Source organism: Flavobacterium sp. GW823-FHT04A11, assembly GCF_058796535.1.
This window is the reverse complement of sequence record NZ_CM179503.1, coordinates 1,257,363-1,269,120: the sequence shown is the minus strand read 5'-3', so window position 1 is coordinate 1,269,120 and position 11,758 is coordinate 1,257,363. Positions and strand designations below refer to the sequence as shown.

Annotated in this window: 14 protein-coding genes; all 14 read left to right on the top strand. The window is 33.9% G+C overall.

Translation table 11 applies throughout. The annotated features are described in order from the left end of the window. Positions 1–44 precede the first annotated feature (44 nt). On the top strand, positions 45–1,688 hold the full coding sequence (locus tag AC3QL1_RS05560; RefSeq protein WP_492495821.1) for a phytoene desaturase family protein: 1,644 nt from the start codon (positions 45–47) through the stop codon (positions 1,686–1,688). Between the two features lie 44 nt (positions 1,689–1,732). Beyond that, the gene (locus AC3QL1_RS05555) at positions 1,733–2,635 is read left to right on the top strand and encodes an NADPH-dependent FMN reductase family protein (protein ID WP_492495819.1); all 903 of its coding nucleotides are present in this window, start codon (positions 1,733–1,735) and stop codon (positions 2,633–2,635) included. A gap of 16 nt (positions 2,636–2,651) precedes the next feature. After that, on the top strand, positions 2,652–3,785 hold the full coding sequence (darB, locus tag AC3QL1_RS05550; RefSeq protein ID WP_492495817.1) for a dialkylresorcinol biosynthesis protein DarB: 1,134 nt from the start codon (positions 2,652–2,654) through the stop codon (positions 3,783–3,785). Beyond that, positions 3,785–4,216 (top strand): hotdog family protein, encoded by a 432-nt coding sequence (locus tag AC3QL1_RS05545; RefSeq protein ID WP_492495814.1) that lies wholly within the window; start codon positions 3,785–3,787, stop codon positions 4,214–4,216. The genes darB and AC3QL1_RS05545 overlap by 1 nt, the downstream gene beginning before the upstream one ends. 7 nt (positions 4,217–4,223) lie before the next feature. After that, positions 4,224–4,688, top strand: coding sequence for a hotdog family protein (locus AC3QL1_RS05540; RefSeq protein ID WP_492495812.1), 465 nt, complete (start codon positions 4,224–4,226; stop codon positions 4,686–4,688). Between the two features lie 27 nt (positions 4,689–4,715). After that, positions 4,716–5,129: a flexirubin biosynthesis protein DarG gene (gene DarG, locus AC3QL1_RS05535; protein WP_492495810.1), complete on the top strand. Its 414-nt coding sequence runs from the start codon at positions 4,716–4,718 to the stop codon at positions 5,127–5,129. Continuing rightward, a complete protein-coding gene (darH, locus tag AC3QL1_RS05530; protein ID WP_492495808.1) occupies positions 5,119–6,117 on the top strand; it encodes a BtrH-related acyltransferase DarH in 999 nt (332 codons plus the stop codon). Before DarG ends, darH begins: the two co-directional genes overlap by 11 nt. A gap of 61 nt (positions 6,118–6,178) precedes the next feature. After that, entirely contained in the window at positions 6,179–6,877 is a 699-nt protein-coding gene (locus tag AC3QL1_RS05525) for an ABC transporter ATP-binding protein (RefSeq protein WP_492495806.1), read from the top strand. Continuing rightward, entirely contained in the window at positions 6,867–8,150 is a 1,284-nt protein-coding gene (locus AC3QL1_RS05520; RefSeq protein ID WP_492495804.1) for an ABC transporter permease, read from the top strand. The genes AC3QL1_RS05525 and AC3QL1_RS05520 overlap by 11 nt, the downstream gene beginning before the upstream one ends. Further along, positions 8,125–8,574, top strand: a complete 450-nt coding sequence (locus tag AC3QL1_RS05515; RefSeq protein WP_492495802.1) for an acyl-CoA thioesterase — start codon at positions 8,125–8,127, stop codon at positions 8,572–8,574. Before AC3QL1_RS05520 ends, AC3QL1_RS05515 begins: the two co-directional genes overlap by 26 nt. 112 nt (positions 8,575–8,686) lie before the next feature. Continuing rightward, positions 8,687–9,826 carry a beta-ketoacyl synthase N-terminal-like domain-containing protein gene (locus tag AC3QL1_RS05510; protein WP_492495800.1) on the top strand — a complete coding sequence of 380 codons (1,140 nt, stop codon included), beginning with the start codon at positions 8,687–8,689 and terminating at the stop codon, positions 9,824–9,826. A gap of 1 nt (position 9,827) precedes the next feature. Continuing rightward, on the top strand, positions 9,828–10,832 hold the full coding sequence (locus AC3QL1_RS05505; protein ID WP_492495798.1) for a virulence RhuM family protein: 1,005 nt from the start codon (positions 9,828–9,830) through the stop codon (positions 10,830–10,832). A 28-nt stretch (positions 10,833–10,860) separates the two neighbouring features. After that, positions 10,861–11,490, top strand: a complete 630-nt coding sequence (locus tag AC3QL1_RS05500) for a 3-oxoacyl-ACP synthase (protein ID WP_492497535.1) — start codon at positions 10,861–10,863, stop codon at positions 11,488–11,490. Between the two features lie 2 nt (positions 11,491–11,492). Continuing rightward, positions 11,493–11,750 carry a phosphopantetheine-binding protein gene (locus AC3QL1_RS05495; RefSeq protein WP_042564839.1) on the top strand — a complete coding sequence of 86 codons (258 nt, stop codon included), beginning with the start codon at positions 11,493–11,495 and terminating at the stop codon, positions 11,748–11,750. Positions 11,751–11,758 lie beyond the last annotated feature (8 nt).

Below are 11,758 nucleotides of genomic sequence, written 5' to 3'. Positions count from 1 at the left end.
AATTTTAAAGTCATTCTTTCATACTTAAACGCTTAAAACAGAATATGCAGGAATTTGACACAATTATCATAGGTTCAGGAGTTGGAGGTTTATCAACTGCAATATGTCTGGCAAGAGCAGGACAAAAAGTTTTAGTATTAGAGCAGCATTATGTTCCGGGCGGCTGGAGTCACAGTTTTACCTTAAAAGGCCAGCGTTTTAGTCCCGGAGTTCACTATGTTGGACTTATGGAAGAAGGTCAGTCTACCAACGAATTATACCGCGGTTTGGGAATTGCCAATGATTTGGTTTTTTTTCGAATGAACAAAAATGCCTACGAACATTGTTTAATCGGAGATGAAATTTTTGACTTACCTGCCGGACTTGACAATCTTAAAAAAACACTTTCTTCTCATTTTCCACACGAAGAAAAAAACATACACGAATATCTTTCCTTAGTCGAAAAAGTAAGCGTTGAACTGCAATTGATTCCAAAACTAAAAGGTTTCTGGCAAAATATTACGGTTCCTTTTCGTACCAAACATTTTGGAAAATTTGCTTTATTTCCGTTAAAAAAAGTAATTGGCTGGCATGTTAAGGATTCAAAGTTAAAATCGGTTTTGAACATTCAATGCGGCGATCACGGACTTCCGCCAAACAGAGCATGTTTTCCTGTACATTGTTCGGTTATGAATCATTATTTTGACGGCGGTTTTTATCCGATGGGCGGCGGCGGCGGAATTGTAAAAGCCATGACAAACGGTATAAAAAGACATAACGGAGAAGTCAGGGTAAAACAAAATGTCAATAAAATTGTAATCGAAAATAAAAAAGCAATTGGAGTTGAACTTGAAAACGGCGAAAGAATTTTAGCCAAAAATATTGTTTCAAATGCGGATCCTTCCATCACTTATTTAAATTTAATTGATAAAGAACATTTGAGTAAATCACTTCTCAAAAAACTGGAGAAAACAAAATATTCTGTTACTTCATTAATTTTATTTTTAACATTAGATCTCGATGTGACACAATTTCAAATAGATTCAGGCAATATCTGGATGATGAAAGATGAACATGATGACGACAATTTTGAAAACTTAATGAGTAATAATATTGATGAGGGAGATTCATTCCCTGCCGTTTTTATAAGTTGTACAACGCTTAAAGATCCGGCGAGTTTTAATGGAAGGTATCATAATTTTGAAATTGTTACGTATGTCAATTACGATCATTTAAAAGATTATAACGGCTTAGAAGATTATCATAACGAAGAATATAAAATCTTTAAGGAAAAAATCACCAACAAACTGATGAATAATGTCGAGAAGATCATTCCGAACGCGAAACAGCATATTATTCAGGCAGAATTAGGAACTCCAAAAACAAACGAATTTTATATCAACTCGACCAAAGGAAATGTTTACGGAACCGAGAAAACCTTAAATCAGGTTGGTCCTTTTGCTTATAAAAACAAAACCGAAATTGAAAATTTATTTCTCTGCGGATCTTGTACTTTATCTCATGGCGTTGCAGGAGCTTCTTATTCTGGTGTTGCAGCCGCTGCAGCAATTTTAGGATGCACTTCAGACGATTTATTAATTGAAGATGAAAACCAAAAAGTCAGAATTTATGATGCCGAAGATGCTGCTTCATGGCCAGATTGGGTACATACAAAACGTACCGATAAAATCAGGAAATTCGTCTCATAAAATTAATTACTTTTGCAAACAAACCAAAAAGCCACCAATCCAAAATGAAAAATATTCTTGTTGTTTATTACTCCCAATCCGGACAATTGGAAGAAATTGCACGAAACATTGCAAAGCCTTTCTTAAATGCTGAAGATATAAAAGTAACGTTTCACGAAATTCAACTAGAAAAACCTTTCCCTTTTCCCTGGGATAAAAATTCTTTTTTTGATGCTTTTCCGGAATCTTTTCTGCAAATTCCAAGAGAATTAAAACCCGTTTCAGAAGAAATTTTAAACACAAAATTTGATTTGGTTCTTTTCCATTATCAGGTTTGGTATTTGTCGCCGTCAATTCCGATTAACTCATTCTTAAAAAGTGCCGACGGTAAAAAATTATTAAATAATACTCCTGTTATTACCATTAGCGGTTCTCGCAATATGTGGATTATGGCGCAGGAAAAAATTAAAGTTTTACTAAAAGAAGCCAATGCACAATTGGTAGGAAATGTAGCTTTGGTAGACAGAGTTGGAAATTTAATTAGTGTGATTACTATTGTAGAATGGATGTTCTCGGGAGTAAAGAAAAAGTATCTGGGTATTTTTCCGTTGCCGGGAGTTTCTGAAAAAGACATTCAGGAATCAGAAAAATTTGGAAAAGTGATGCTTTCTGAGTTTCAGCAGAACAACTTAAGCAATTTGCAGCCAAAATTAACAGGAATTGGTGCGGTAAAAATTAGCTCGTATCTTGTTACTGTTGACAAAACGGCGAATAAAATTTTCAATAAATGGTCAAATCTGATCTATAAAAATAAAAATAACAGAAAACTGCTTCTTAAAGTATTTAATGTTTATTTATTCCTCGCGATATGGTTAATCTCACCAATAGTGTATATATTGCACCTTATTACATACCCCATCAAGTTAAAAACCATAAAAAAAGAAACTCAATATTATCAAGGAGTTTAGAATAGGAAAGTAGATTATGTTTGAAGTATATATTACCAGAGCCGCAAAATTTTTGCCAAACGAAGCTGTTTCAAATGATGAAATGGAAAGTTATTTAGGTCTTATTAATGATACCGCTTCTAAAGCAAGACGTATTATCTTACGCAATAACAAAATTTTAAGCCGCTATTACGCAGTAGACAAAACAGGAAAAAGCACGCACAGCAATGCTGAGCTGACTTATAATGCAATAGAACAATTGTTTGATGAGAATTTTACAGCACAGGATTTAGAAGTCCTTTCTTGTGGAACCTCAACACCTGATATTTTCCTGCCTTCGCATGCTGCAATGGTTCATGGTTTACTTAAAAATAAATCGGTAGAATTAAACTCTTCAACAGGAGTTTGCTGTGCCGGAATGAATTCATTAAAATTTGGTTTCCTTTCTATACGATCAGGAAACTCCAAAAATGCTGTTTGCACGGGATCAGAAAAAGTTTCGACCTGGCTTATTGCTCAAAAATACAATCAGGAAGTAAACAATTTAAAAAATCTGGAAGAACAGCCGATTATTGCTTTCAAAAAAGATTTTTTACGCTGGATGTTATCTGATGGCGCAGGAGCTTTTTTATTGGAAAATAAACCAAGCGGAGACCTTTCTCTAAAAATCGAATGGATGGAAGCTTTTTCATACGCCTTTGAATTAGAGACTTGTATGTATGCCGGTGGTGATAAATTAGAAAACGGCGAAATTAAATCATGGAGTGATTATGAGCCGGAACAATTACTAAACGAATCTGTTTTTGCCATTAAACAAGACGTAAAATTACTGGACGAATTTATACTTTCTAAAGGAGCTGAAAGTATGCACGATGCCATGGTTAAAAATAATATTACATCAGATCAGGTTGATTATTTTATTCCACACGTTTCTTCTAACTTTTTTGTCGAAGGATTAAAAAAAGGACTGAGCGAAAAAGGAATTGGAATGAACGACGAGAAATGGTTTATGAATCTTTCAAGCGTGGGTAATGTAGGTTCTGCCTCAATTTATTTAGCTGTGGAAGAATTGATGAATTCAGGTAAATTAAAAAAAGGAGATCGCATTCTGTTATCAGTTCCTGAAAGTGGAAGATTTTCTTTTGCATACGCTTACTTAACTGTTTGTTAATGGAAAGAACTTTACCTTTAGAAAAAAATGCTGTTGAGGATTTACTGCCGCAAAAGTTTCCTTTTGTAATGGTAGATAAAATGTATTCTTTTACCGAAACTTCATTGGTTTCTGGTTTAAAGATTCAGAACGACAATATTTTTTTTGATAATAATGTTTTTTTAGAAGCCGGATTAATCGAACACATGGCACAATCTGTTGCTTTGCATACAGGTTACGGTTTTTTTTTAAGAAATGAAATTGCCCCAACAGGTTATATTGGTTCTATAAAAGAAATTGAAATAAAAAAATTACCTGAAATTAATGATACGATTGAATCAACCGTAACTATTTTGCAGGAATTTGCGGGAATAACTTTGGTTGATATCGTAACAACTTTAAACAATGAAGAAATTGCTAAAGGGCAAATGAAAACCGTTTTAGCCAAATAATATAAATATGAATATTGCTGCTGTCGACATTCAGAATTATTTACCACACCGGGCACCGTTGCTTATGGTGGATTTAATTTTAGATATTGAATCAGACTTTGTAGAAACTATATTTTTGATAAAAGAAGACAATATTTTTGTTGATAAAGGTACTTTTATCGAAGCCGGTTTAATCGAAAATACAGCACAAACCTGTTCGTCAATTGTAGGTAAAAAATATTTTTTTGAAGATGACGGAACCGAAAATGAAAATGTAAATGTTCTTGGTTTTATCAGTGCAATCAAAAATCTCAAAATACACGAATTACCAAAAGTGGGAGATACCATTATAACTAAAGCAAATCTGGTTTCGAAATTTTCAGGCGATGATTATACTTTATGCACGATGAGCTGCGAAAGTTTAGTCGGCAAAAAAAAGCTTTTAGAATGCGAAATAAATTTGTTCATTCAAAAAACCATTTCGCCTATTTGATAATTTCTATCGAAAATAAAAAATGTCATGGAAAAAGAAAAAGTACCACAAGACAAAGGCAATCTGACCAAAAATAACCTGAAAGAATTGCTTTATGCAACCGATGAAAACGGTGATTATACTACAACTTTAAGCTCTGGCTGGGAACCCAAAACAATAGCATTATCTAATTCTATTGACGAAATAAACGAACGAATTGCCGAAGCAAAAATGCAGGTAGAAACCGGCAAAGCAAGTCCGATTTGTTATTATATGGAAGTCAATAAAATGGATTTGACTATCTTAGCAAGTTACGTTGGACTTTGGAAATGGCGTGTAAAGAGACATTTTAAACCTGAAGTTTTTGCCAAATTAAACGATAAAATTTTACAAAAATATGCCGATGCTTTTGATATTTCGGTAGATGAATTAAAAAACAGTAAACAGACTAATGCAAATTAATTTCATACACCATCAATCTGCTCACTGCGAAAACGGAGTAGCTTCGAATTTATTAAAAAACAATGGGCTTAACATTAGTGAGCCGATGGTTTTTGGTATTGGTTCCGGACTTTTTTTCGTGTATTTGCCTTTTATAAAAGTAAATCATGCGCCAGCCATTAGTTACAGAACTTTGCCGGGACAAATTTTTAATAAACTGGCAAGTCGTTTAAATTTAAAAATAAAAAGACAAAAATTTTCTTCGACAACAAATGCCAATAAAGCGCTGGACGAAAATTTAAAAAACAATATTCCAACCGGATTACAAGTTGGCGTGTATCATTTAAGTTATTTTCCTGATGAATACCGCTTTCACTTTAACGCGCACAATTTAGTCGTTTACGGAAAAACCGAAACTGATTATTTAGTGAGCGATCCTGTTATGGAAACCGTGACCACACTTACGCACGATGAACTGGACAAAGTACGTTTTGCCAAAGGCGCCTTTGCTCCACGAGGACAAATGTATTATCCAATTCAGATTCCAAAAGAAGTTGATTTGAAAAGTGCGATCATAAAAGGAATCAAAAATACATGCCGCGATATGCTGGCGCCAATGCCAATTGTTGGGGTACGCGGAATTAAATTTGTATCCAGACAAATTAGAAAATGGCCTGTAAAACACGGTACTAAAAAAGCCAATCATTATCTGGCGCAAATGGTTCGTATGCAGGAAGAAATAGGAACCGGAGGCGGAGGTTTCCGTTTTATATATGCGGCTTTTTTACAGGAAGCTTCGGTTATACTAAATAATGAAGAATTGAAAGCATTATCGAAAGAAATGACACAAATTGGTGATTCATGGCGTGATTTTGCTGTTGAAGCTTCTCGTATTTACAAAAACCGAAGCGCAAAAGAAGATGCTTACAATGCCATTGCAGATGAACTTTTGGACATCGCTAACAGAGAAGAAGTCTTTTTCAAAAAACTAAAAAAAGCCATTAGCTAACTATATTTTGCAGCCAATAATTAAAATAGAATCTCTTTCGAAAAAATACAAAAATGCAGAAATGTATTCTTTGAATGACTTTTCGCTGAATATAAACGAAGGTGAAATTTTTGGTTTATTAGGGCCAAACGGTGCCGGAAAAACAACCTTGATTTCCATGCTTTGCGGATTGGTAAAACCAACTTCAGGACATTTCACCATTAATGATTTGAACTACGCAAATCATTCTAAAAAAATCAAAAAAATTATTGGCGTTGTTCCTCAGGAATATGCTTTATATCCTACACTTACGGCGCGCGAAAACCTGCTTTATTTTGGAAGCATGTACGGATTAAAAGGCGCGTACTTAAAAGATAAAGTAATTGAAACTTTAGATCTTTTGGGATTATTAAAATTCGCAGACAAACGCATTGAAACTTTTTCGGGCGGAATGAAACGAAGAATTAACCTGATCGCAGGAATTCTGCACAACCCAAAAGTTTTGTTTTTGGACGAACCAACCGTTGGGGTTGATGTTCAGTCAAAAAATGCCATTATAGATTACTTAAAATTTTTAAACAAAAACGGAACAACGATTATATACACCTCGCATCATTTGGCTGAAGCCGAAGATTTTTGCACCAATATCGCCATTTTAGACCGAGGCAGAATTTTTGCCCAGGGCACACCATCAAGTTTAATTGCCTCTACTAATGAAGCCAGAAATCTTGAAGACGTTTTTATTTCATTAACCGGTAAAGAATTTAGAGATGGTGAATAAAATTTGGATGTCGGTTGTAAAAGAATTTTTACTGCTTAAACGAGATTTAGGTGGTTTAATCATTTTGTTTATCATGCCTTTGGTACTTGTTATCACGGTTACCTTAATACAAGACAGTACTTTTAAAACGATCAGCGATAATAAAATTCAAATTTTATTGGTTGATAAAGACAAAGGTTCGGTTTCTAAAACCGTTTTTGATAACTTAGAAAAAAGTCAGCTATTTAGTGTTGTCACTCAAATCGATAATAAAACCATTACAGAAGATATTGCCAGAGAAGCCGTTTATAAAGGTAAATTTCAATTAGCGATCGTAATTCCGGCACATCTAAGTACTGATTTACAGGCAAAAATTGATCAAAACGTAGAAAACATTGTGAGTAGTATTGGTTTAACCACCAGTGATGCTCCGTTAACTGTGCCTAAAGAAATCAAGCAAAAAGAGGTAAAACTTTATTTTGATCCGGCGGTTCAATTGAGTTTTAAAAATGCAGTTATGAATTCGATTGATAAAATGATTTCTCAAATCGAAACAAAATCAATTTACACCACTTTTCAAAATCAATTGGGAGAAGGAAATGCCAAATTCGAACAAAAGAGTTTCATTACTTTCAAAGAAATAATTCCAAAAATAAATAACAAAGAAGTACTTCCAAATTCGGTACAGCATAACGTTCCGGCGTGGACACTTTTTGCAATATTTTTTATTGTAATTCCGTTGTCTATAAATATTGTAAAAGAAAAAACACAGGGAACTTTTGTTCGGTTAAGAACCAATCCGGTTTCAAACCTGGTTGTCTTTATTGGAAAAACCATTACGTATTCCATCATTTGTATGGTTCAGTTTTATATGATGGTTGCTGTTGCCGTATTTTTATTTCCGCATATTGGCTTGCCTTCTTTAAACATCGAAGGACATTTATTTTTAATGAGTATCGTTGCTTTATTCTCGGGATTTGCGGCCATTGGTTTCGGAATTTTATTGGGAACTGTTGCCAGTACACAAGAACAATCTGCTCCCTTTGGCGCGACAAGTGTTATTATTTTGGCCGCTATTGGCGGTGTTTGGGTTCCTGTTTTTGCGATGCCAAAAATCATGCAGATTATTGCCAAATCATCACCAATGAACTGGGCATTAGAAGGTTTTTATGATGTTTTATTGCGCAATACTTCTTTCTTAGAAATCATACCAAAAATAAGTTTATTGTTTTTGTTTTTCATTATCACAACATCCATCGCATTATTTTATGACAAAAAGAAAAGAACAGTATAACGAAGCCACTTCCCTAACCGTTTCCCACGAAATCAGAATTCGTTTTAACGAAACTGATCCGCTTGGAATCGTTTGGCATGGCAATTATATTACCTATTTTGAAGATGGACGAGAAGCGTTTGGACGTCAACACGGACTTACGTATCTTGATATTGCAAATACCGGCTACACAACTCCCATTGTAAAATCAAAATGCGAACATAAATTATCGTTGCGTTACGGCGATGTAGTGACAATCGAAACAACGGTTGTTGACACACCGGCTGCCAAAATGATTTATCGTTTTAAAATAATCGATGCAAAAGGAGAAGTTGCCTGCACCGGAGAAACCGTTCAGGTATTTTTAGACGGCGACGGAAATTTAATGTTGACGAATCCACCTTTTTATGAGGAATGGAAACGAAAAGTGGGATTATTAAAATAAAAGACAAACACGAATTTGACCAATTTTCACGAATTAAAATTTAAAAAAATCCGTGCAAATCGGTTTCATCCGTAAAATCTGTGGGCCATTTCCGGCTTGAAAAAAAGATAAAATGATAAGAGAAATATATATCACCGAAACCAATTGTATCACACCTTTAGGATTTGATGTTCAATCGAATGTCGAGGCTATTATTCGTGGCGATTCAGGTATTCAATTGCATAACGATATTTCTTTGATGCCAAATTCATTTTATGCTGCCATTATTTCTACTGAAAAAATAAACAGCGCTTTTGAAAAAATTAGCGCTGAAACAAAATACTCCCGTTTAGAGAAAATGATGATTTTGGCTTTAGAGCCGATTATCAAAAACTCGGGAGTTGAATTAAATTCAAAAACGGCTTTTATACTTTCAACTACAAAAGGAAATGTTACCGCATTAAAAGAAGATTCTGAAGAAAGTTTTAACAACGCACATCTAGATGTTCTGGCAAAAAATGTTGCTGATTTCTTTCAATTCAAAACACAGCCAATTGTCGTTTCAAATGCTTGTGTTTCGGGAATTTTGGCAGTTTCAATTGCTAAAAGAATGATTCAGTCTGAGTTATATGACAACATTTTTATCATAGCCGGCGACGAAGTTTCAGAATTTGTTTTGTCCGGATTTAATTCTTTTCAGGCGATGAGCGAATTGCCTTGTAAACCGTATTCTAAAAACAGAACCGGTGTAAGTTTAGGCGAAGCAACGGCTGCAGTTTTAGTTTCGGCGGAAGCCAAAAAAGCAAAAATAAAAGTGATTGGAGACAGTTCGATAAATGACGCCAATCATATTTCGGGTCCGTCAAGAACAGGCGAAGGTTTGTTTAGAAGTATTCAGAATGCTTTGCAAGAAGCTCAAATTGATACCGATAAATTAGATTATATTTCAGCACACGGAACCGCAACTCCGTTTAACGATGAAATGGAAGCGATTGCATTAAGTCGTTTGGATTTGCAAAACACTCCAATAAATAGTTTGAAAGGATTTTACGGTCATACATTAGGCGCTTCGGGATTGTTGGAAACGGTAATTGCGATAGAATCTGCCAATAAAAATATGCTTTTTGAATCAAAAGGTTTTGATGAAATCGGCGTAAGCGAAACGATAAATGTTATTGAGAAAAACGAAGAAAGAAATATTGATTATTTTTTGAAAACAGCTTCCGGGTTTGGAGGTTGTAATACGGCTGTGATTTTTGAAAAAGTGAAATGAAATGGAAGATAACAAAACTAAATTTCTTATTTATGACAATCCAAATGGAGAAGTCAGAGTTGATGTTTTTGTGCAAGATGAAACAGTTTGGCTTACACAAAAGGCCATGAGCGAATTATTTGGCACAACTCCGCAGAATATCACTTTACATTTGAAGAATATTTTTGAATCAGGAGAATTGCAAGAAAATTCAACTTGTAAGGAAATCTTACAAGTTCAATCTGAAGGTAATCGTCAAGTTTCCAGAAACCAAAAATTTTATAATCTTGATGCTATTATTTCTGTTGGATATCGAGTAAATTCAACTAAAGCAACTCAATTTAGAATATGGGCAACTCAAACTTTAAAAGAATACATAATCAAAGGTTTTGTTTTAGATGATGAACGTCTAAAACAAGGAAAAACGGTTTTTGGTAAAGATTACTTTAAAGAATTATTACGCAGAGTACGTTCTATCCGTGCAAGCGAACGTAGAATCTACCAACAAGTAAGTGATATTTTCGCAGAATGCAGTATCGATTATGATAAAAATTCAGAGGTAACAAAGAATTTCTATGCTATGATTCAAAACAAATTCCATTTTGCTATAACTGGAAATACTGCTGCCGAAATTATTCATAAAAATGCAGATAAAGAGAAAGACAATATGGGACTTAGCAGTTGGAAAAATGCTCCTGACGGAAGAATATTAAAATCCGATGTAATTGTCGCTAAAAATTATTTACAGGAAAGAGAAATAACTCAATTAGAAAGAACTGTTACAGGTTACTTTGATTATATAGAAGGTTTAATCGAGAGAGAAAATACATTTACTATGGAACAATTAGCTACAAGTGTAAATAAGTTTCTTTCCTTCAACGAGTACAAAATTTTAGGAGGAAAAGGTAAAATATCAAAAATTCAAGCAGATAAAAAAGCCATAAAAGAATATGATGAGTTTAATAAAACTCAAAAAATCATTTCAGATTTTGACAAAGAAATCAAACAAATCGGGAAGAAAAAATAATGCTGATAATTTTGATTATATCTCAACAATGACTCAAAACAAAACCTACATACAATCCTACATCACAATCCAAAACAACGAAATTGTTTTGAACGGAACTTCTGTATTCAAAATAGAACCAACAGATTTTGCTGATTTCTCGAAACAGGCTTATCGTAATTTTGAAATACAATATCCAAAGTTCTTCAAAATGGATGCTTTGAGCAAACTGGCTTTTTTAGGATCTGAATTGCTTTTGAGTCCGATAACGTCACAAGAAAAAGAAGAGAATATAGAAAATAATATTGCCTTGGTTTTAGCCAATAAATCGTCAAGTTTAGATACAGATGTTAAGTATCAGGAATCTATTTCTGACAAAGAAAACTATTTTCCGAGTCCAGCGGTTTTTGTTTATACGCTGCCAAATATTTGTCTGGGCGAAATAAGTATTCGTCATCAGCTGAAAAGTGAAAATTCTTTCTTTATATTTGATGCTTTCAATTCAGAATTTCTGTGGAACTATTCAGAGATTTTGTTAAACACTAACAAAGCAGATGTGGTACTTTGTGGCTGGGTTGAATTTTTTAATGACAATTATAAAGCATTTCTTTGTACAATTAGCAAAGAAGAAAACGAAAAATATAAAAACGAAACTATCAATACATTATATAATAAATAATCATGGAAGCATTAAAAGAAGAATTAAAAAACAAAATCATTACTACTTTGAACCTTGAAGATATCGCAATCGAAGATATTGCAGATAATGATCCTTTGTTTGGAGATGGTTTAGGTTTAGACTCGATTGATGCATTAGAATTGATCGTGATTTTAGATAAAGATTATGGTATTAAATTGGTTGATCCAAAAGAAGGAAAAACTATCTTTCAATCAATCGAAAGTATGGCCGCTTACATTAGCGCCAATAGAACAAAATAGATTGCAGA

Coding starts and splice junctions, on each gene's coding strand:
- AC3QL1_RS05545 (WP_492495814.1), top strand. CDS start 3,785: ATGGAAAGAACTTTACCTTTAGAAAAAAATGCTGTTGAGGATTTACTG.
- AC3QL1_RS05500 (WP_492497535.1), top strand. CDS start 10,861: ATGACTCAAAACAAAACCTACATACAATCCTACATCACAATCCAAAAC.
- AC3QL1_RS05525 (WP_492495806.1), top strand. CDS start 6,179: ATGTATTCTTTGAATGACTTTTCGCTGAATATAAACGAAGGTGAAATT.
- darB (WP_492495817.1), top strand. CDS start 2,652: ATGTTTGAAGTATATATTACCAGAGCCGCAAAATTTTTGCCAAACGAA.
- AC3QL1_RS05505 (WP_492495798.1), top strand. CDS start 9,828: ATGGAAGATAACAAAACTAAATTTCTTATTTATGACAATCCAAATGGA.
- AC3QL1_RS05515 (WP_492495802.1), top strand. CDS start 8,125: ATGACAAAAAGAAAAGAACAGTATAACGAAGCCACTTCCCTAACCGTT.
- AC3QL1_RS05510 (WP_492495800.1), top strand. CDS start 8,687: ATGATAAGAGAAATATATATCACCGAAACCAATTGTATCACACCTTTA.
- AC3QL1_RS05540 (WP_492495812.1), top strand. CDS start 4,224: ATGAATATTGCTGCTGTCGACATTCAGAATTATTTACCACACCGGGCA.
- darH (WP_492495808.1), top strand. CDS start 5,119: ATGCAAATTAATTTCATACACCATCAATCTGCTCACTGCGAAAACGGA.
- DarG (WP_492495810.1), top strand. CDS start 4,716: ATGGAAAAAGAAAAAGTACCACAAGACAAAGGCAATCTGACCAAAAAT.
- AC3QL1_RS05520 (WP_492495804.1), top strand. CDS start 6,867: ATGGTGAATAAAATTTGGATGTCGGTTGTAAAAGAATTTTTACTGCTT.
- AC3QL1_RS05555 (WP_492495819.1), top strand. CDS start 1,733: ATGAAAAATATTCTTGTTGTTTATTACTCCCAATCCGGACAATTGGAA.
- AC3QL1_RS05560 (WP_492495821.1), top strand. CDS start 45: ATGCAGGAATTTGACACAATTATCATAGGTTCAGGAGTTGGAGGTTTA.
- AC3QL1_RS05495 (WP_042564839.1), top strand. CDS start 11,493: ATGGAAGCATTAAAAGAAGAATTAAAAAACAAAATCATTACTACTTTG.